At 36.3% G+C, this 18,950-nt stretch carries 17 protein-coding genes; 12 read left to right on the top strand and 5 right to left on the bottom strand.

Translation table 11 applies throughout. The annotated features are described in order from the left end of the window. Positions 1–82: 82 nt before the first annotated feature. Positions 83–1,186, bottom strand: coding sequence for a Glu/Leu/Phe/Val family dehydrogenase (locus C8N46_RS05985; protein ID WP_108113964.1), 1,104 nt, complete (start codon positions 1,184–1,186; stop codon positions 83–85). Positions 1,187–1,327: 141 nt separating this feature from the next. Here C8N46_RS05985 and C8N46_RS05980 point away from each other — a divergent pair, with 141 nt between their 5' ends. Both C8N46_RS05980 and C8N46_RS05975 read left to right on the top strand, forming a co-directional pair. Beyond that, complete coding sequence (locus C8N46_RS05980) at positions 1,328–3,082, top strand: ABC transporter ATP-binding protein (RefSeq protein WP_108113963.1); 1,755 nt, start codon at positions 1,328–1,330, stop codon at positions 3,080–3,082. 79 nt (positions 3,083–3,161) lie between these two features. Then, positions 3,162–3,545, top strand: a complete 384-nt coding sequence (locus tag C8N46_RS05975) for a PUR family DNA/RNA-binding protein (RefSeq protein ID WP_108113962.1) — start codon at positions 3,162–3,164, stop codon at positions 3,543–3,545. A gap of 118 nt (positions 3,546–3,663) precedes the next feature. Here the strand turns inward: C8N46_RS05975 and C8N46_RS05970 are convergent, their stop codons facing one another. Further along, on the bottom strand, positions 3,664–4,017 hold the full coding sequence (locus C8N46_RS05970) for a 4Fe-4S dicluster domain-containing protein (RefSeq protein WP_108113961.1): 354 nt from the start codon (positions 4,015–4,017) through the stop codon (positions 3,664–3,666). A 138-nt stretch (positions 4,018–4,155) separates the two neighbouring features. Here C8N46_RS05970 and C8N46_RS05965 point away from each other — a divergent pair, with 138 nt between their 5' ends. From C8N46_RS05965 to C8N46_RS05925, 9 genes are all read left to right on the top strand, one after another. Further along, a complete protein-coding gene (locus C8N46_RS05965) occupies positions 4,156–5,217 on the top strand; it encodes an acyl-CoA reductase (protein ID WP_108113960.1) in 1,062 nt (353 codons plus the stop codon). A 78-nt stretch (positions 5,218–5,295) separates the two neighbouring features. Further along, entirely contained in the window at positions 5,296–6,360 is a 1,065-nt protein-coding gene (gene serC, locus C8N46_RS05960) for a 3-phosphoserine/phosphohydroxythreonine transaminase (RefSeq protein ID WP_108113959.1), read from the top strand. Between the two features lie 57 nt (positions 6,361–6,417). Continuing rightward, positions 6,418–7,371: a D-2-hydroxyacid dehydrogenase gene (locus C8N46_RS05955; RefSeq protein ID WP_108113958.1), complete on the top strand. Its 954-nt coding sequence runs from the start codon at positions 6,418–6,420 to the stop codon at positions 7,369–7,371. Between the two features lie 195 nt (positions 7,372–7,566). Further along, a complete protein-coding gene (locus C8N46_RS05950) occupies positions 7,567–8,238 on the top strand; it encodes a DUF937 domain-containing protein (RefSeq protein ID WP_108113957.1) in 672 nt (223 codons plus the stop codon). A gap of 527 nt (positions 8,239–8,765) precedes the next feature. After that, positions 8,766–9,212 (top strand): DUF6146 family protein, encoded by a 447-nt coding sequence (locus C8N46_RS05945; protein ID WP_245896735.1) that lies wholly within the window; start codon positions 8,766–8,768, stop codon positions 9,210–9,212. Positions 9,213–9,251: 39 nt separating this feature from the next. Continuing rightward, the gene (locus C8N46_RS05940; RefSeq protein ID WP_108113956.1) at positions 9,252–9,779 is read left to right on the top strand and encodes a DUF6787 family protein; all 528 of its coding nucleotides are present in this window, start codon (positions 9,252–9,254) and stop codon (positions 9,777–9,779) included. 115 nt (positions 9,780–9,894) lie between these two features. After that, complete coding sequence (locus C8N46_RS05935) at positions 9,895–10,227, top strand: hypothetical protein (protein WP_146169746.1); 333 nt, start codon at positions 9,895–9,897, stop codon at positions 10,225–10,227. 41 nt (positions 10,228–10,268) lie between these two features. Further along, the gene (locus C8N46_RS05930) at positions 10,269–12,671 is read left to right on the top strand and encodes a TonB-dependent receptor (protein ID WP_245896733.1); all 2,403 of its coding nucleotides are present in this window, start codon (positions 10,269–10,271) and stop codon (positions 12,669–12,671) included. Between the two features lie 11 nt (positions 12,672–12,682). After that, positions 12,683–13,243, top strand: a complete 561-nt coding sequence (locus tag C8N46_RS05925; RefSeq protein ID WP_108113953.1) for a type 1 periplasmic binding fold superfamily protein — start codon at positions 12,683–12,685, stop codon at positions 13,241–13,243. Between the two features lie 78 nt (positions 13,244–13,321). On the opposite strand, the gene C8N46_RS05920 is transcribed toward C8N46_RS05925, so the two are convergent. Continuing rightward, entirely contained in the window at positions 13,322–15,400 is a 2,079-nt protein-coding gene (locus C8N46_RS05920; RefSeq protein ID WP_108113952.1) for a BNR-4 repeat-containing protein, read from the bottom strand. Between the two features lie 120 nt (positions 15,401–15,520). Between C8N46_RS05920 and C8N46_RS05915 the strand changes: the two genes are divergently transcribed. Continuing rightward, on the top strand, positions 15,521–16,906 hold the full coding sequence (locus C8N46_RS05915; protein WP_108113951.1) for a S41 family peptidase: 1,386 nt from the start codon (positions 15,521–15,523) through the stop codon (positions 16,904–16,906). On the opposite strand, the gene C8N46_RS05910 is transcribed toward C8N46_RS05915, so the two are convergent. After that, the gene (locus C8N46_RS05910; protein ID WP_158269086.1) at positions 16,903–18,219 is read right to left on the bottom strand and encodes a DUF885 domain-containing protein; all 1,317 of its coding nucleotides are present in this window, start codon (positions 18,217–18,219) and stop codon (positions 16,903–16,905) included. The two genes, C8N46_RS05915 and C8N46_RS05910, sit on opposite strands and share 4 nt — an antisense overlap. Positions 18,220–18,228: 9 nt before the next feature. Then, positions 18,229–18,825 (bottom strand): GTP cyclohydrolase I FolE, encoded by a 597-nt coding sequence (gene folE, locus C8N46_RS05905; protein WP_108113949.1) that lies wholly within the window; start codon positions 18,823–18,825, stop codon positions 18,229–18,231. Positions 18,826–18,950 lie beyond the last annotated feature (125 nt).

Here is an 18,950-nt window from a genome sequence, read left to right as displayed (position 1 = left end):
ACTTTAATTTTTATAAAATAAAAAGGGCGAAAGAATTATTTCCTTTCGCCCGCAAAAATATAATTATTTTAAAAGAATGCTACTATTTGTTTGCTTCTTTTTTTCGTGTTTCAATTCTATTTAAAGCAATACTCAATGCTGAATTGTGTGTGGTTGAATTGTTGGTTTCTGAATGTTTGAAAATTTCTAAGGTGGTGTTGTAGATATTTTCAGTTTTACGCATGATTTCCGCTTTTCCATATCCTTCCAACTCCGCATACACATTGATGATTCCACCTGCGTTGATTAAGAAATCTGGCGCATACGCGATGCCTCTATCTCTTAACATTTCACCGTGCTTTACTTCATCTTTCAACTGATTGTTGGCTGCTCCAGCAATAATTTTTGCTTTTAATTTGTAAATGCTATCATCGTTAATCGTTGCTCCTAAAGCACATGGCGCATAAATGTCCATATCTTCCGTGTACAAATCTTCACCGCGATAAATTTCAGCACCATATTTTTCACTTACCAATTGCAAACGCTCTTCGTTGATGTCTGCAATGACTACGTTGGCACCTTCATTGGTCAAATGCTCTACCAACGCTTCACCTACGTGACCAATTCCTTGTACATATACCGTTTTGTCTTCTAAAATATCCGAACCAAACTTGTATTTTGCCGCAGCTTTCATTCCCATAAAAACACCGTACGCCGTAATTGGCGAAGGATTTCCAGCACCACCTTTTGATTCTGAAATTCCAGTTACATACGGAGTTACGCCACGAACAATGTCCATGTCGCTGGTTTCCATTCCAACATCTTCTGCGGTGATATAGCGTCCACTTAATGAATGTACAAATTCTCCAAACTTACGCATCAATTCAGGTGTCTTTTGCGTTTTAGCATCACCAATAATTACGGCTTTTCCTCCACCTAAATTCAATCCTGTAATTGCTGATTTAAACGTCATTCCACGAGACAATCGAAGAACATCATTTAAGGCTTCCCATTCATTTTTATATTGCCACATTCGAGTTCCTCCAAGTGCAGGTCCTAAAACTGTGTTATGGATTCCTATTATTGCTTTTAATCCTGTATCTTTGTCGTTGCAAAAAACAACTTGTTCATGATTATCAAAAGATAATTGTCCAAAAACAGGGTCCACCTTGTGCAATTCACTTGTGTTAACGACGTCTGAAACCATAGGCTTTTATGTATTAAAAATATAATATTTATAAAAAATTGTCTGCAAAAATAGTGATAATTCAAAATTATGCAATGAACATCTTGTTAAAATGAATATTTTTCAAAATAAAAACCTCAACAGAGTTTTGATTTTTAACGAATGAAAGAATTACAACATTTAAACAAATTTTTCCTCAAATATAAAGGAAAATTACTTTTAGGAATCCTAATTACAATAATTGCACAAATTTTTGCATTGGTTACGCCAAAACTCATCGGTAATTCGCTGACTGCTGTTGATAAATATAATAGAGGAATTATCACTGATTTGGAATTGGTTAAAAGTGAACTTTGGCAAAATATTGCTATTATCATCGGAGCTGCAGCTTTGGCAAGCTTTTTTACGTTTTTGATGCGAAGAACCATCATTTATATATCTCGCTACGTAGAATATGATTTGAAAAATGAAGTCTATCAGCAATATCAAAATCTTTCTGTCAATTTTTACAAAAAGAACCGTACGGGCGATTTGATGAATCGTATCAGTGAAGATGTTGGAAAGGTTCGTATGTATGCTGGTCCAGCCATTATGTACAGTATTCGTACCATAACGTTGTTTGCGTGTTTGGTGCCGTTAATGTTTATCTCCGCGCCAAGAGTAGCGATTTATACACTGATTCCACTTCCTATTTTATCATTTTTAATTTATAAGTTGAGTCGCGCTATTCAAAAACGAAGTGCCATAGTACAGAAGTTTTTATCAAAACTATCCACATTTACACAAGAATCATTTTCAGGCGTGTCTGTCATTAAAGCGTATGGCATTGAACCACAAGTGAAAGAAACCTTCAACGAAATGGTGGTGGAAGGAAAAACGAAAAACATGGATTTGGTTAAAGTGAATGCCTGGTTTTTTCCAATGATGATTTTACTAATTGGCGCAAGTAATATTTTGGTAATTTATATTGGCGGACAACAATATATCAATGGCGAAATTGAATTGGGTGTGTTGGCAGAATTTATCATGTATGTGAACATGTTGACGTGGCCTGTTGCAACGATTGGTTGGGTAACATCTATTATACAACAAGCAGAAGTGTCGCAAGAACGTATCAACGAGTTTTTGAAAGTCGTTCCAGAAATTAAAAATAATACCATCGAAGTCACGCCAATACAGGGAAATATTGAATTTAAAGATGTGTCCTTTACGTATGATGACACCAATATTACAGCGCTAAAAAATATTTCTTTTACGTTGAATTCGGGAGAAACACTGGCAATTGTCGGAAAAACAGGATCAGGGAAAAGTACTATTTTAGATTTGATAAGTCGCATGTATGATACTGACAACGGCATCATTGAAATTGATAACATTCCGATTAAAAAACTTAATTTGAACAGTTTGCGCAATGCGATTAGCATTGTTCCACAAGATGCGTTCTTATTTTCGGAAACCATTAGGGAAAATATAAAATTTGGAAAAGAAGACGCTACCGATGAAGAAGTGATTGCGGCAGCAAAGTTTGCTTCTGTCCATAAAAATATTGTCGGATTTAAAAAAGGCTACGATACCATTCTTGGCGAACGCGGAATTACGTTGAGTGGTGGACAAAAACAGCGTGTTTCCATTGCAAGAGCTATCATCAAAAACCCAAACATCTTATTACTAGACGATTGCCTCTCTGCCGTAGATACCGAAACCGAAGAAGAAATTCTCAACAATATCGAACGCATCACCAAAAATAAAACCACCATCATTGTAAGTCACCGAATTTCCTCTGCCAAAAACGCTGATAAAATTATTGTGCTAGAAGATGGGAAAATTATTCAAAACGGCACGTACGACCTTCTTATTGAGCAAGACGGATACTTTAAAGAGCTCTATTTAAAACAACTTTCCGAAAAAGATTTATAAAATTTTGTTGTTCAGTTAATTTTTTTTTTACATTTTTGAGGGAGATTAACAAACAACTAAATATTTAGAAAAAGGGATTATGAGTGATAAAGATTTGTTGGAGAAAGAAGAAATTTTCTCCAAAGTATTGAGGGCAGGAAGGAGAACTTATTTCTTTGACGTCAGAGCTACCAAAGCTGGCGATTATTACCTAACCATTACTGAAAGCAAAAAATTTACCAATGACGATGGTTCGTTCCATTACAAAAAACACAAAATCTATTTGTACAAAGAAGATTTCACAGCCTTCTCCGAAATTTTAGACGAAATGACACAGTACATTGTTGATGAAAAAGGAGAAGAAGTAATTTCTGAACGTCATCAAAAGGATTTTAAAAGAGAATACAGTGCAGAAGACGCTTCAGATTCTGTGAATGAAAATGATGTTGAAAATTTTACAGACATCAACTTCGAAGATATATAAGATATCATAACCAACCCAAAATGAAAAAAGCCACTACAAAAAGTATTTGTTAGTGGCTTTTGTATTTTTATTGAATGATTGAAAGATTCAATAATTCTCAATTCTGAATTCCTAATTATCAATTCTCAGGATGCATAAAGGCCTGCTTTCCTAACAATTCTTCTTCCGTTTCTACTACATCTTCATCGGGTACACAGCAATCTACCGGACACACCGCAGCACATTGTGGTTCATCATGAAATCCTTTGCATTCTGTACATTTATCTGGAACAATATAATAAATTTCATCCGAAATTGGTTCTTGCGCCTCGTCAGCATCGGCTTCTTTTCCACTTGGAAGTACTACATTACCAGTTAAAGAAGTTCCATCGGCGTAACGCCAATCGTCAGCGCCTTCATAAATTGCAGTATTAGGACACTCCGGCTCGCAAGCGCCACAATTGATACATTCGTCAGTTATTATAATAGCCATTATTTCTTCGTATTTCGTTTACAATCTTTTTAGGTTCTACCACTTATGCGGTAAAAGTTTTATAAATTCGCCAAAAAATTAGTCAGCGGCATTATAAAACACAAAAATAACGCCTAAACTATTCATAAACAAATTCAGATGGCTTTAGGAGAAAGAATTAACGCTTTTGTACAACTTGGAAACTTCTTAAAACAATTCGCTACGCAAGTTCCGCAGGCAAATTCGGACGTTGCTTTTAACGAACTCTTTTTTGATGGAATGAAGCATCAACTAAAACTCACGCAAGAACACAACGGCTGGTTTACGAAAGAATATCTATGCTTCGCGATTGGCAATTGGGCAAACGCACTACAAAAAGAATCCTTAGAACGCTGGACAGCTAAGTACAATCTTGAAAATACAACCTCCAAAAAAGTGGCAATTGTCATGGCGGGAAACATTCCGTTGGTAGGTTTTCACGATTTTTTATCAGTGTTGATTGCAGGACACAGCGTGTTGGTAAAGCAATCGTCCAATGACAAACACCTACTGCCCTATTTGTCGAAATACTTAGAATATGTAGCACCGTCATTCAAAGGAAAAATTACATTTACCGATGAAAAATTAACAGATTTTGACGCCGTAATTGCTACTGGAAGCAACAACACCGCACGCTATTTTGAATATTATTTTAAAGACAAACCGAATATCATTCGCAAAAACAGAAACTCAGTTGCCATTTTAACAGGAAACGAAACCGCAGCACAACTAGAAGCATTGAGCGATGATATTTTTACCTATTTCGGATTGGGTTGTAGAAGTGTTTCTAAACTATTTGTGCCAAAAGGCTATGACTTTCAAGACTTTTTTGGCGGAATGTACAACAAAAGTGACATCATGAACAATGCAAAATACGCCAACAATTACGATTACAACAAAGCAGTATATTTAATGAGCTTGTTTGATGTTTTGGAAAATGGCTTTTTGATGATTAAAGAAGATACTCAGTATGCATCGCCTATCGCGACGGTTTTTTATGAATATTATGATGATGTGGATTCGCTTCAAGCAAAACTAAAAGCAGATTCAGAACACATACAATGCATTGTGGCTGATATTGGCATGAAAAACGAAATTGCATTCGGGCAAACCCAACAGCCACAATTACACGATTATGCCGATGGCGTGGATACCTTGCAATTTTTAAGTACTTTATCTTGAAATATTAGCAAAACCATAACAACAAATCGTTGAATATTTAAGAAATTTGCACAAAACAACAGCACTCAAAAAAACACAATGAAAAAACATAATTTTAGCGCAGGACCTTGTATTTTACCACAAGAAGTATTTCAAAAAGCTTCGGAAGCAGTACTCAATTTCAATAATGACCATCTTTCTATTTTAGAAATATCACACCGAAGCAAACCCTTTGTTGATGTGATGGAAAAAGCGCGCAGTTTGGCGTTAGAATTGCTCGGTTTGGAAGGAAAAGGATACAAAGCGCTATTTTTACAAGGCGGTGCAAGCATGCAGTTTTTAATGACAGCGTACAACTTGTTAGAAAACAAAGCGGCTTACCTAAATACTGGAACTTGGAGTGACAAAGCCATCAAAGAAGCAAAATTATTTGGCGAGTTGGTCGAAGTAGCCTCTTCAAAAGACAAAAACTTCACGTACATTCCAAAAGGATATAATATTCCTACGGATGCAGATTATTTCCACTGCACGAGTAACAACACCATTTTTGGAACACAAATCAAGCACTTTCCAGAAACAGAGGTGCCAATGGTCTGCGATATGAGTTCGGATATCTTTTCGCGTCAATTGGATTTTTCTAAATTCGATTTAATCTACGCAGGCGCACAGAAAAATATGGGACCTGCCGGAACAACCTTAGTCGTTGTAAAAGAGGAAATTCTAGGAAAAGTCAGCAGAACCATACCTTCTATGTTAGATTATAAAGTGCATCTTGGAAAAGACAGCATGTTCAATACGCCTGCGGTTTTTCCTGTATATGTATCGATGTTGACACTAGAATGGTTAAAAAATTTCGGCGGCATTGCTGCGATTGAGAAAATCAACGAGCAAAAATCTACCTTATTGTATAACGAAGTTGACCGAAATCCATTATTTGCAGGTGTAGTCGCTACAGAAGATAGAAGTCACATGAACACTACGTTTACCTTAACAAACGACAGCTTAAGCGAAACTTTTGATGCAATGTGTAAAGAAGCAGGCATTAATGGACTCAACGGACACCGAAGTGTTGGCGGCTATCGCGCTTCTATGTACAACGCATTGCCTGTAGAAAGTGTACAAGTGTTGGTAGCTGTGATGCAAGCACTAGAAAAAAAGGCATAATTATTAAATCGTTTAATCATTGAATTCTTCAATCATTAAATTTTTCAATTACAAAAAATGAAAATACTAGCAAACGACGGAATCTCTCAAAGCGGCATTGATGCATTGACAAACGACGGATTTGAAGTCATCACCACAAAAGTAGCGCAAGAACAACTTATCAACTTTATCAACGAGCATAAAATATCAGGACTTTTAGTGCGCAGTGCTACCAAAGTTCGCAAAGATATTATTGACGCTTGCGAAAGTTTAAAGCTCATCGGTCGCGGTGGTGTTGGTATGGACAATATTGATGTGGACTATGCTAAAAGCAAGGGAATTCATGTCATCAATACGCCAGCAGCTTCTTCTAGTTCAGTCGCGGAATTGGTGTTTGGACACTTATTTAACGGAGTTCGATTTTTGCACGATGCTAACAGAAACATGCCATTAGAAGGCGATTCTCGATTTAAAGACTTAAAAAAATCGTATGCAAAAGGTGCCGAATTACGCGGAAAAACCTTAGGAATTATCGGCTTTGGGCGAATCGGTCAAGCAACGGCTGAACGAGCACTTGGTTTAGGCATGAATGTGATAGCTTCTGATGTACACATTGAAAAAGCAACGATTTCTCTAAACTTTTTCAACGGACAATCAGTTGATTTCGAAATCGAAACAGAAGCTATGGAAGATGTCTTGAAAAAAGCAGATTTTATCACACTACATGTGCCTGCGCAAAAAGAATACATCATTGGGAAAAAAGAAATTGCTATGATGAAACAAGGTGCAGGAATTGTAAACGCATCGCGTGGAGGCATCATTGATGAAGTCGCACTAATAGATGCTTTAGACGCACGAAAACTAAGCTTTGCAGGATTGGATGTATTTGAAAATGAGCCAACGCCAGCCATCAAAGTATTGATGAATCCGTATGTATCTTTAACACCTCATATTGGTGCAGCAACCAACGAAGCACAGGACCGAATTGGTTTGGAATTGGCTTCGCAGATTAGCCATCTTTTAAAAAATTAAACAGAACAACTAAAAGATAAAAAATACAAAAGCGCTCATTTGGGCGCTTTTTGTGTCTTTGAAATGTTCTAAAAATCCATTCACCCGATATTTTTGCATTTTATACATTTAACACAAAAAATACATTTTCATACAACAGCTTTTGTAGAATATCACTATATTGTTTTCATATTAACAATAAATATCATTTTTAAAATGTCTGGAATTTTAGATTTATTAAATAGTGATTTGGGAAGACAAATCATCGGTGGCGTAAGTAATGAAGTTGGAGAAGATCAAAATAAAACAGCTTCAGTACTCAGCATGGCATTACCTGTATTGATGGGAGCAATGAAAAGAAATGCAAGTTCTCCTGAAGGTGCAGAAGGATTGAACAGAGCTTTAGAGAAAAAGCATGATGGAAGTATTTTAGATAATTTAGGCAGCCTTTTTGGTGGTGGTGTAAATCAAGAAGTCAAAGATGACGGAGAAAAGATTTTAGGACATGTATTAGGTGATCGTAAGCAAAATGTGGAAAAAGCAATTAGTAAGCAATCGGGTATGGATACTTCTTCCATTGCTAACATTTTAAAAGTAGCAGCGCCTCTTTTAATGGGAATGTTAGGAAAACAAAAACGTCAGCTAAACGTAGAAAATTCAAGCGGACTTGGTGATTTACTTGGCGGACTGTTAGGAGGAAATGCTACTGCGCAAGCTCCACAACAACAAAGTTTTATCGAGTCTATTTTAGATGGCGATAATGACGGAAGTGTACTAGATGATATTGCCGGAATGTTTTTCGGAGGAAACGATAAAAAAGATAACAACAGCAACAATAGTGGCGGCGGACTTGGCGGTTTGCTAGGCGGATTGTTTGGTGGAAAATAAAATCGCTTACTATAAAATAGTACAAAAGCATCGACAAACGTTGATGCTTTTTTTGTTGAAAACTTTCAGTGTGCTATGGTTTTATCCTTTCATTTAAAATTAAAAGCACTCAAAAAGCAAGCTTTACTATTTTTTATTAGTTGACCGATGAATTTCTATCCATACAAAGGAAATTATACAAATTGAAAGTAGAATTGTCTTAATCAATTCTTGTCCATATCTTTTAAAAATTTCTATGAATAAGAATACCGAAAAAACAAAAAGAACAATTTCTAATTTATCTAACCTAGATAAATTTCTGTAAAAAGAAGTTATTTTTTTAAACATTTTTAATAGTGTTAATGATTTATAATTTGATTGGCTATATCAAATTTTAGAGGGAGTTTTTAAAGATACACTTTTTTTAGAAAGTTGAATGAAAAAATAAAATCACTCAAAAGCGCTCTTTACGAAGTCAAACCACTACTTCACTCCTTTGTGGGTGCAGACTCTTTAAAAAATCGTACCTTTATTTAAAATGATAAAATATGAAAAAAGTACTTTTCTTAATGCTCTGCGCTGGATTTTTCGTCTATTCCTGTTCAGTTCAAGAAAAAAAAATCACCCAAAAAAAAGACGACAACCAAAAAGTGTCTGATACCATCCGATTTACGCTTGGCGCTACCAACGAAGACTCTGAATATGAAATCATCATCTTTGAACCTGGATTTAGTGCTTGGATGCAAGGGTATGCGCGACCGAGAGACTACTATTCTCAATCTTTTTTGGAAGGAAAAAATCGTATTTATGTAACCGAGTGGAACTTGCGATGCATTGAACCTTCACGCTACAACCCAGATTTGTATCAGCAACAAATCAATTATCGACTCAACGTTGATTACGGATACGAAGTCAATTACCAACTGTACTATTATTTTGTATTCTTTCAACAAAAATACAAACAACAGTTAGCACCATTTCCAGCTCGGATTTAACACAGAAGTTGTGTATATTTGCAGCGCAAAAAAACACAGATGACTTCATTTAAAGAACGTTGGGAAATTCAACACAACTGGCAACTAATCTTTCCTTTTTTAGGAATACTTTCGTTACTCTACACCGCGTATCTTTTTTCAAAAAATATCATTCGTTCTTTTATTGACCGTCATGAACAACAACTCTTGTATTATGCGCTGCTTGCCGTGTCGATTGTTATATTTTATATCATCATGCTGCGTTTCTTTTCATGGTGTTTTAAAAAGCTAGCAGGCAAATGGAAAACTGACTATCGCTGGGAAATGATTGCTATTTTTTTGGTATTTGCTATTACAGGAACTAGCGCCATGCGTATTGCCAAACCACTACTCTACTGGTTTGGATTTAACAGAGCCATTTTTGCCGATGGCTTTTTGGGAAGCTTTTTATATTGGACAGCACGCATTGTGATTATTTTACCAATCTATCAACTATTATTAATCTTTTTCGGAACGATTTTCGGACAGTTTACATTTTTTTGGGAATTTGAAAAGAAAATGCTCAAACGCATGCGAATCATCAAATAAATAATCCATTCTTCTTAATAATTTGTTAATTCCGTAAAGACATATTTTTTTTACACTAAACCTTTTAGTACATTTGGTAAAATTTCATCACACGCCCAAAAAAGATGAAATACCAATGAAAACCGTAACCAACATAAAAGAAATTCTTATTGCTAGCGCCTTACTACTAGTGCTAACACTTCCTTCTTTTATACAGTTTTCACACCAACTCACAGAAGAACACGAATTCACAGTTTGTCATGAGCAAAATGATCACATACATGAAAATGTGATGCATTGCGATGTGTGTGACTTCCATTTTACAAGTTTCTACTTTGAATTTTTAAGCTATCAAGAATCGATAGTAATTCCAATTATTTCACAAACTACTATTGGCACTACCACGCCATTATGTTATTACTTACCGCGTACCAATACGCAACTTCGCGCTCCGCCAGTATTTTCTTGATTCATCTCAAAAAATATACTCATTTTTAATAAAGAATATACATGCGTACATACTTGTGTATGATATTGTTATGTAGTGCTATGGTTGCGAAAAGTCAAGATTGCAGCTATACACTTTCAGGCAAAATCATTGATTTACACGACAACACTGTACTTCCAGGAGCCACACTAATCATGATTGGCGAAGGAAAAACAGTAGAATCAGATATTGACGGAAAGTATCTATTTTCCAACTTATGTGACGGAAGCTATTCGTTACAAGTATATCATCCGAATTGTGAAACTCAAATTTTCAAAGTGAAAGTTTCGGGTAACACAGAACGAAATTTTAAGCTAGAGCATCATTTAGAAGAACTCAATGCTATTACGTTACGTGCGTCAATTTTTGGAAGCAAAACAAAAACCAATTTTGAGCAAAAAGTAACTGAAAAGCAATTGGATCGTTTTAGCAGTGCTTCTTTGGGTGAAGTTCTCAATACGCTAAGTGGCGTATCTTCTCTCAATACAGGAAATGCGGTGGTAAAACCAATTATAAATGGTGTACATAGCAGTCGTGTCGTAGTCATGAATAATGGTGTTCGTATGGAAGACCAAGAATGGGGAGCTGAACACGCTCCAAGTATCGATGTCAATGCTATTGGAAACATTACGCTGATAAAAGGTGCTGGTGCACTCAAATACAGTGGTGATGCCGTGGGCGGAATCATTGTTACTGAAGCTTCAAAAGTTCCTGTAAAAGATACGATTTACGGAAAAACGAATGTTACGGCGGCTACAAACGGTCGTGGTGGTGCTATCACCTCAACACTCACAAAAAGCTATGCCAATGGTTGGTACGGCTCAATTCAAGGAACCTTACGCCGCTTTGGCGATTATGAAGCGCCCGATTATATATTGAGCAATACTGGCAATTTTGAACGCAGTATTTCTGGGCGTGTGGGTATCAATCGTTTTGAATACGGTGTAGAAGCCTATTATTCTTTCTTTAAAAATGAAATCGGCATTTTGCGTGCATCACACATTGGTGGTGCTAGCGATCAGGTGCGTGCCATCAATAGCGGAACTCCGTTGATTATAAGAGATTTTACGTACGATATTGACGCTCCAAGACAAGATGTAACACATCATTTGTTTAAAGTGCGTGGATTCAAAAATTTTAAAAACTTAGGAAAAGTAACGCTCCAATATGATTTTCAACAAAACGAACGTCTCGAATTTGATGTTCGTCGAAGTAGCAATGATGACGATAGAGCTTCATTGGATTTAGCATTAACCTCACAAACCTTGCGTTTGGATTTAGATACAGACAATACCGATTTGTTCAACTTAAAAACAGGACTCATGGCGCAATATCAAAAAAATGTAGCCGATCCGAGTACAGGTGTACGACGACTGATTCCTGATTATGAGCGATTTAACTTAGGACTATACGGTGTTGCTGATGTTTCAATAACGGACAACTTTTTGGTCGAAGTTGGTGGTCGATTTGATTATTTTCACATAGACGCCCAAAAGTTTTATAGAAGTTCTTTTTGGGAAGATAGAAATTACGACGAATTGTTTCCAGACATTGTGGTGGAAGAATTCAGCAATCAAATCCTCACAAATCCGAAGTTGAATTTTTCAAACGTCTCGGCAACCTTTGGAACACGCTATACCTTCAATGATTCTTATAAATTATACGCAAACTATTCACTGGCTTCGCGCGCTCCGAATCCTTCTGAATTGTTTAGCGAAGGTTTGCATCATTCCGCTTCACGAATTGAATTAGGAGATTTGCGTTTTGACTCGGAAATTGCACACAAAGTGTCGGTTACCTTGCAAAAACAAGGAAAAACCTTTGGCTTTTCAGTGAATCCGTTCGTAAACTTTATCAATAATTTTATCATTATAGAACCTACAGAAATCCGACAAACCATTCGTGGAAACTTCCAAGTTTGGGAATACCGACAAACCAAAGCAACCCTTTTAGGAGTGGATATTGACGCGTCGGTTACGTTTAACGATAACTGGAATTTCTATCATCAATTTTCATTGGTAAAAGGTTATGATGAAACACTCGATTTGCCATTAATCGATATGCCGCCCGTAAATACAATGAACGGATTGGTATATCAAAATAAGGAATTAAAAAACTTGCTAGTTGAATTGCAAAGCGAATATACATTTAGACAAAATGAATTTCCAGACAATAACTTTCAAGCATTTATTCCAGAAACAGACTCTTTTGAGTTGGTAGATGTAAGTACGCCACCTGATGCGTATCATTTGTTGCATTTACACACGAATGCTGACTTTTCACTGAGCAAAAATTCAACGCTCAATGTGGGATTGTCAGTCACTAATATTTTCGATACTAATTATCGAAATTATCTAAACCGTTTGCGGTATTACGCAGATGATTTGGGCAGAAATATTTCAATTAATTTAAAAATTACCTATTAAAAAAGAATATCATGAAAAAATTCAAACTTTCAATTTTAGCCGCAATTGCCATTACAGGACTCGTATTCACAGGATGTTCAAGCGATGACGATGCACCTACCATAGTAAATGAAGAAGAAGTAATCACAACACTATCTGTGACGTTGGTACCAACCGCAGGTGGAAATACCATCACATTAGTTTCAAGAGATTTGGACGGTGACGGACCCGATGCACCAGTGGTAACAGTTTCTGGAAATTTAGCCGCAAACGCTACCTATACAGGAGCTGTCGCGGTATTGAATGAAACGGAAACTCCTGCAGACAATATCACACTAGAAGTCGTTGAAGAAGATTTAGAACACCAGTTTTTCTTTACTGTTGGCGGTGGTTTAAATATTACTACGGATGGTTTCAATTTAGATTCTGAAGGAAATATTTTGGGAACTACCTTCAACGTAACTACAGGAGCGGCAAGTTCAGGAACATACACAGTAGCGTTGGTTCACGAGCCAACAAAACCAAATACTGGCGTAGCAGATGCTGGTGGAGAAACAGATATCGAAGTTACATTTAATGTGACAATTCAATAATAATTATCATTATTTGAGATAATTTCTCATAAAAAGCTAAAAAAGCCATTCCGCATTTGCGTGAATGGCTTTTTTGATTTACTCGTTCAAAAGCAAATAGATTTCTTTCCCAGCCAATAAGACAGCAGCGCTAGTTTCCGTATCAAGTTTCTTGAAAAGCTGATTTTTCAAAAGTTCTGATTGTAGTTGCTTCAACGAACTTTTTACTGTATCTATATACTTTTTATCAAAAATACCATTGCGAATTCCTGCGGCAACACTGTAAATTATCAAGGCTCTTATTTGTAATGTATCTCCAATATGTTTTGGGTTTAAAAGTTCTAAAAAAGCATCTTTTTCTTTGGTAATACTAGCTTTCAATGCTTCAATGCTTGCAATTTCGTTTTCAAATTGCTCAATCGCGCGAATTTGTGAAGCAAACGATAGACTTGCTTCTTGTTCTTCAAAATCAGCTAATTGTAAAGATTCTAATTGTTGCAATGTCTTGCGATTGTTTTTAGCGTTAAATGACCAAATCACGTCAAAAATAGTAGTGCTTTCCTCGTCTACATCTTCTAGTGTATCCCCAAAATACTGTTGAATGTTCTGCAATTCGTTTGTATAGCGGTCTTCTTTAGTGATTTCGTAAAAAGCTTCAATTCCGGCATACCACATTCCAAAATTCCAACGTTGCTTAGAAAGTGAATGGTTTGGGTTTTCTAGCAATCGCTCAGCAACTTGACGTAAAAATTGAAGAAGATTTTCTTTGGTCAAAGAAGTCGTCAGTGAAGGCTTTTTCAAATTCATTTTTACAGCTGTATGAAAGCGCTCTTTAAAATCAACTTCTTTTGTTTTGCCACGCGTATCATGCGCAAAATAGATATAATTGGTACTTTGCAACCACAACAATTGCAATGGATTTCCAGGCTTTGCTCCCCGAACGGCAAACGGACGAATATTATCTTTGGTAGAGTTTTCCGTGATTTTTTGAACTTTCCATGATTTCCCTCGATTTTGAGTCGTCCACTGCTCTATCTCAAAAACACCGTTTCGCTTTACAGAAAGATACACCGTATTTGGCATTTCATGATCAATCACAATACCGCCTGAGTAATGTGGTGAAGGTTCTACTGTATTTTCTCTTGTTTTTGGAAACCATCCACCCGCTTCTATTATATCATAACTTTTCCATTGATTGTTTTCAAAAGTCGCATACGCGTAGATATGTTTGTCTTTTTGTGGGAACTTTACATACGTTACAACTGGATTTCCATTTTTGTTTTGCGCAATATCCCAATTCCACGATTTGATACTGTCCGATTCAAAAATCACGTCCAATTCAGAAGCTAAAACTGGTAATTGAGATACTTCTTTAATTTTTTGTCCGTTAGCTTTAAAAAATGCACCATTTTCATAGTACATATAGTATAATTTATTGTTTGTTTCTTTTGCGGGATGTCCGTCTGTAAACGTAAAATGAATTTTGGAAATACCATCCGAATACACTTTGGTATATGGTACTTTTAAGTCATATTCTTCCTTGGGTTGAAACAAAACTTCACCTGCAGACCAACTTTCTCCGTTATTTTTAGAAACTGAAAACGAAGGTTTTACATCCACGCCACGCCAAAAAAGATACATGGCTTTTTCGTTGGACAACCGCACAGGATTGGTATAGGTATGTCGTAAAATACGCGCCGTTCGGTATTTTTCTTCATCATTTAAAAACAATTCTTCTACAGGCGACCACTCTTGTATTGATTCTGGTTGTAGTGATTTACAAAAAAATAACGGACGTTCGTCTTGTAAATGTGTGTTAAAAAAAACGAGCAATCTGCCGTCATCGTCAATTACAATAGAAGGATTATCATGATCGTCAATTTCTAGGTTATCATAAATCACTTTTGAGTCAATCACTTGTGTTTCGTGGTCGTAATAGCCAATATGTACATCGCCGTAATTGTCAATCCAACCTGCGTAGGTTCGTTTGTGTTTTCCTTCAAAATACACCGCTCTTGGATCCGAAAACCAACACCAAACACCGTTAAACGTCATGGATGTGTAATTTTCAGAAGAAGTCGCTTCCGATGATACAAACACATGATTCGTTGGTTGTTGTGCGAGTCCATTCGCGCCAAGCATTAAAAAGATACCAAAGAAAACCGTTGAAAATTTCATACGTACAAACCTACGCAATATTCGCGAACGACACTATACACAACTTCCAAATAGCAGTATTACAAATAAATTTTGTAACAAGTTCGGTAGAGTTTCGTCTTGAAGAAAACGAACAAACACATGAAAACTATTTTTCTCAGCCTACTTATTATTTGTACAACTTCCCATAGTTTTGGTCAATCGAAAACACAATTTACCAAACAACAAGTGACAGATGATTTGGAATATTTGTACACTTCTTTACAAAAAACACATTACAATATTCACACGTACACTACCAAAGAAACGCTAGATACTACGTATCAAACTTTGAAAAATTCGCTTCAAAAAGAAACATACAATCTGTTGGAAACGACAAGCATTTTTCAGCGCATGATTTCGGCTGTGAATAACGGACATACCGAAATTGATTTTCCTGCACAGTCGTATATAAATTATGCGCAAAACGGTGGCACTATTTTTCCTTTAGAAATTGCTTTTGAAAATGGCAATAGTTTTGTTCGAAAAAATTGGTCTGCAACGGATGAAATTCCAGTCGGAGCCAAAATTTTGAGCATCAACGGACAATCAATGGAAACGATATTGGCTAAAATATATCCACAAGTTTCTGCCGAACGTTTGTATTTTAAACATGCTAAAATTGAAGTCTATTCGTTTCCACGATATTATTGGCAAGTGTTTGGACAACAAGATGAATTTGAAGTAGAAATCGAAACTGATAATCGTACAGAAACCTACACTGTCAAAGCAATTCAAGTGATCAACGATTATGAAATGAAGCGTACCGATGTATTAAACGCACAAATGAAACTGGAAATGTTTCGTCAAACTGCGTATTTGAATCCTGGAAATTTTTCGGGCGACGAAGCCAAGTATCAACAATTTATGGATAGCGCGTTTCAAAAAATAAATAGTGAAAATATCAAAAATTTAATCATCGATTTGCGAAATAACGGTGGCGGAAACGATTCGTTTAGTGATTATTTGGTATCGTATATTGCTGACAAACCTTTTCGATGGAGTTCAAAGTTTGAAGTAAAAGCTAGTGAAATTCTTAAAAATCACATTCGTTCACAAAACAATCCACCAAGCGATTTTTCAAAAGCAATTTTATCTCATGAAAATGGAGCTATTTTTGAGTACAAATTTGAAAAATATCAGCCACAGCCTTTAGAAAAACGCTTTACGGGATTGGTTTTTGTGTTGGTGAATCGTCAATCGCATTCGCAAGCAACGGTGACCGCAACACAAATTCAAGATTATGGTTTGGGAATGATTATTGGCGAAGAAACAGGCGAGTACAGCTCTTTATGCGCTTCACAACTGATTTATAAACTTCCGATAACAGGAATTAGTGTAAAAGTTTCCAAAGGTTTTATGACGCGTCCTAGCGGAATTTTAGAACTGAAAGGTGTGCAACCTGATATTGTGATAAAAGACCATTTGTTGGATGAAAACGATGAAATTTTGGAAGAAACACTACGAATTATAGCGGAATTGCGCTAATTCCCAAAAACCTCCGCATCCAATACAGAAAAAGGCAAGGCTCCATTTTGAAGAATTTTGGTATGAAACGCCAACCAAGGAAATTCCTTTCCATTTGGCAACGTAGCTTCCAATGCGGCTTTCCATTGTAAAATTTGGTTTGCGCCGTATTTATAGGTGATGACTTGTGCTGGCCATTGTTTCATTCGATTGATTTCACGCTGAGCGATAGCGTCTTTTCCTTGAATGTGCTGTTGCCAGAATTCAAGTGCTTTTTCGTCGCTCCAATCATAATAATTCAATCCGACATCCATCGCAACTCGCACAGAACGAATAATGTCCCACTCCCATTTGCCCAAAGCGTCGTATTTGGTCGTTTCTGGACCAAATTCGTATATCAATTCTTCTACATACGCTGCCCAACCTTCGCGATAACCGTTGTATGAAAACAACTGCTGAATGGGTGTTTTTTCCAGTTGCGCTTCAAATTGTATTTGATAATGATGTCCTGGAATGGCTTCGTGCATGTAAATCCACGCTACTTGTCGTCTGTTAAATGGTTTGTCAAAAAAGTTATAGTAAAACGTTTTTTCAAATTCATTGTAATACGCCGGGACTCGCCCATAGTCTTCGTTTTTTCCTTCTTCAATTGTTACGTCTGGTAATTGATGTACTTTAGGAAAATAACCAATCAAGTTGGGAAGAATGGCTTTTTTGTAATTTTCAAAACCTTGTTGAATACTGGCAACATCTGTGTAGAAAAAACGCGTGTCATTGATGTATGTTTGATACGCAATACTGTCCAATCCAGAAGCTTCTTGAATTGCTTTTATCGCTTTTTTAGCACGATTGATTTCTGACAATCCAAATTGAAAAATAGCATCTGGCGTTACTTCAGCATCTACCCATCTTTTTAGAAAATACACGTACCATTCTTTGCCCATGGGCACTTTTTGTAAACCTTCCTCGGGAACTCTTCTAGGTTTTATGTCTAACCACTTTTTTTCAAGTCGCACGCGTTCTAAATTCAGATTGATTTCATACGCTGCCAACGCATAATCTAACTTTTCAGTTTTGTTCAACGCAGTGGAATCAATAGCTTGCAATGCTTTTTGATACTGTAACAGTACTTTTTCCTGCTTTTCTACATTGCGTCTACTTTGAATGAGTTCTAAATTATTTATGTAAGAAATTCGCAATTCAGAAATGTACAAACGCTGAAAGTCTTTTACAAAGTTGCTTTCAAAGGTTTTCCAATCTGTTAGCGTGTTCTGTCCAAAGACAACAACATTCCACAGCAGGAACAAAAAGAATATGTTTTTAGCGTATTTCAAACGTACTATTTAGGATAAATCTGAACTGATGAGTTTTAAAAATTCATTGCGTGTTTCCATACTTTCAAAAGCACCGCGAAAGCCAGAAGTGGTGGTCACCGAATTTTGTTTTTGTACACCGCGCATCATCATACACATGTGAGAAGCTTCAATCACTACGGCAACACCTTTAGGTTTTAGCGTGTTGTTGATGCATTCTAAAATATCGTGCGTTAAGCGTTCTTGCACTTGCAATCGTCTCGCAAAAACATCTACCACACGTGGCAATTTGCTCAATCCAACTATATGTCCATTAGGAATATACGCGATATGCGCTTTTCCGAAAAACGGCAAAATATGATGCTCACATAACGAATACAATTCAATATCTTTTACAATCACCATTTCGTTATAATCTTCCGCAAACATGGCTCCTTTTAAAATTTCAGCAGCGTCCATATCATACCCTTGCGTTAAAAATTGCATGGCTTTTGCGGCACGTTCAGGAGTTTTTAACAAGCCTTCTCTAGTAGTATCTTCGCCTAACTCTTCAATAATCGTTTTGTAACGATTTTTCACTTCTTGCGTTACTTGTAAATCGTATTCTTCTAATTTTCTATAAGACATTATTTTTCTTTCAATTTTTCAAATCGCCTAAAGATACTTAAAAAAAATCCAATCAAACTCACGAGAATCATCTGTCTTGTTATTTTTTTAAGTGAGATTTAACTTTTTTTTAGGATAAAAACGTG

It is taken from the genome of Kordia periserrulae (assembly GCF_003054265.1).
Taxonomy (GTDB): domain Bacteria; phylum Bacteroidota; class Bacteroidia; order Flavobacteriales; family Flavobacteriaceae; genus Kordia; species Kordia periserrulae.
Note: the sequence above shows the minus strand (reverse complement) of the source record. Positions and strands in the feature narration are given on the sequence as shown.